Below are 2,457 nucleotides of genomic sequence, written 5' to 3' on the forward strand. Positions count from 1 at the left end.
AAAGTATGGAGAAAACAATATGGAATGCAATGGAGCAACAGCAAACGCAAAATAATAAGAAGATTTTGTTCAATGCTTATCAGAATGTATATCTGAGTGCTGATGCTGGAAAACGCATGTATAATATCTGGCTCAAACAAACCGCACCAAATGGAATTAAATTGTTAGAAGATGATTATAGCGCGTTAGCTTTAACGCTAGCCCTTAAAACAGATACTGCAAATACGATCTTAAAAGATCAGTTGGCACGGACCAAAAATGAAGATCGTAAAAACCGGCTTATTTATTTAATGCCTGCCTTATCTTTAGATGTTAAGGAAAGAGATATTTTTTTTAACGGCTTAATAGACCGGAAAAACCGCCAGAAAGAAGCCTGGGTAACTACGGCTTTATCTTATTTACATCACCCCATTAGGCAAAAAACATCTATCCATTATCTGAAAGAAAGTTTAGATTTATTGGTAGAAATACAGAAAACAGGGGATATATTTTTTCCACAATCATGGTTGGCGGCTATATTTTCGAGTTATAACAATGAAAAAGCTAATGCAGTTGTGCAGGATTTCTTGAAATCACATCCTAACTACAACCCAAAATTAAAGGATAAAATTTTGCAGACTACAGATAATCTTCGCCGGGCAAAGATCATTGTACATTAACTTTAATGTAAATAAATTTGTTACATACAGGTTTAAGAAGAATTTATACTTTTGTCGCGAGAGCGTTAATTTAGATTGAAAGGGGTAAACATGAATTTGTTTGCCCTTTTCTTTTGCGATTAATCGTAATCGTCATGCTGAACTCGGTTCAGCATCTTTCTTGCTATAAAGACCCTGAAATGAATTACCTTCGGTGAGCTCGCTAATGCTCCGTTCAGGGTGATGAAGCTAAACCTCCTCAATTAAATTGACATAATCAATTACACTAATTAAAAGACTCTGTTTGACTGTTCAGATCGTCTAACAAACTGTTCAATAAAATATCTCTTTTATCTTCAATTGAAGAATCATCCTGGATAAAAACGGTAAGGTTCGTGTTTTCTGTTGTTTGAGTTTGCATATAAGGCTGCGGTTTATGTTTGTCAATTAAATGTCTACAATTATCTAACGTCGATTTTGGAATATAGTTTGTAACTTTTTTATTCGAACTTGTAATGTCTCAATTGAACATAGTATAAATCAATATTGACCAAACATTGGACTCGTATTTAGGTTATATCTTTCAGGACAAAACAAATTCTATTAATCTGGAAATCGATGAAACACTACGACGCAATAATCATAGGCGCAGGTCAGGCAGGAACGCCTTTGGCCAAAAGACTTGCCGAAGCAGGCAAAAAAACAGCGATTGTTGAAAAAAGATATGTTGGCGGTACATGTATTAATGATGGTTGTACACCAACAAAAGCAATGATCGCTTCTGCAAGGGCAGTGTATCAAGCCAGAAGAGCAACTGAACTGGGCATAGAAGTTGGAGCGATCAAAATTGATTTTAGAAAGATAAAGCAACGCAAGGACGATATCGTAAACCAGTTCAGGTCATCATCTGAAAAAGGCCTTAAAAATACCAAAGGACTTGAGCTTATATTTGGAACAGCAAGATTTAGTAGTGAAAAAGAACTGTCTATTGCACTCAACGATGGCGGTGAAGAAAAAGTAACTGCCGAATGGATTTTTATCAACACTGGTGCAAAAACTACCATACCGGATATTGAAGGATTAGATGAAATTAATTATCTTACATCGACAACAATTTTAGATCTTAAAACTGTTCCAGAACACCTGGTGGTTATTGGCGGAAATTACATCGGGCTTGAGTTTGGACAAATGTTTAATCGATTTGGCAGTAAAGTAACCGTTTTGGAAAAATCATCAGGCATATTAGCGAGAGAAGATCAGGATATCTCATTAGCACTTACTGAAATTTTAACCGACGAAAACATCGAACTGATCACTGATGTTAAAATCAAGAAAATAGCGCAGGATAAAAAACAGATTAGCATTACGCTGGAGTCTGGGAAAATAAAAAAAGAAATAACTACGAGCCATGTGTTGGTAGCCGCAGGCCGTACGCCTCAGACTGCAGATTTAGATCTTGGAAACTGTGGCGTAAAATTGGATGACAAAGGGCATATTCTTGTCAATGAAAAACTCGAAACCAATATTAAAGGGATTTATGCACTCGGTGATGTAAAAGGTGGCCCTTCATTTACACATATTGCTTATAACGATTATACCATTGTTTACCGGAACCTAATGGAGGGCACAAATTATGCTATTCACGATCGGCCGGTGCCATATTGCATGTTTACCGACCCTCAACTTGGGCGGATAGGTATTTCTGAAAAAGAAGCAAAAGAAAAGAAATTGAATTATAAAGTTGCCGTTCTACCGATGTCGAATGTTGCACGGGGTATTGAAACAAATGAAACTTTAGGGCTGATGAAAGCAATTGTAG

General features: G+C 36.5%; 2 protein-coding genes and 1 pseudogene. 2 read left to right on the top strand and 1 reads right to left on the bottom strand.

The window, feature by feature from the left end; all coding sequences use genetic code 11:
- A pseudogene (locus tag AC1DPQ_RS24655) lies at positions 1-659 on the top strand (aminopeptidase); the annotation flags it as partial.
- Positions 660-924: 265 nt separating this feature from the next.
- Here AC1DPQ_RS24655 and AC1DPQ_RS24660 read toward each other — a convergent pair.
- Positions 925-1,059, bottom strand: coding sequence for a hypothetical protein (locus tag AC1DPQ_RS24660; protein ID WP_262711985.1), 135 nt, complete (start codon positions 1,057-1,059; stop codon positions 925-927).
- Positions 1,060-1,256: 197 nt separating this feature from the next.
- Between AC1DPQ_RS24660 and AC1DPQ_RS24665 the strand changes: the two genes are divergently transcribed.
- Positions 1,257-2,457, top strand: a 1,201-nt coding sequence (locus AC1DPQ_RS24665; protein WP_477611177.1) for a mercuric reductase, incomplete at its 3' end; no start/stop codon positions are given.

The organism is Pedobacter sp. 01T416_2 (assembly GCF_056398925.1).

What these genes read in the sequence shown, in the direction of transcription:
- AC1DPQ_RS24660 (WP_262711985.1), bottom strand. Translation starts at nt 1,059, where the DNA reads ATGCAAACTCAAACAACAGAAAACACGAACCTTACCGTTTTTATCCAG.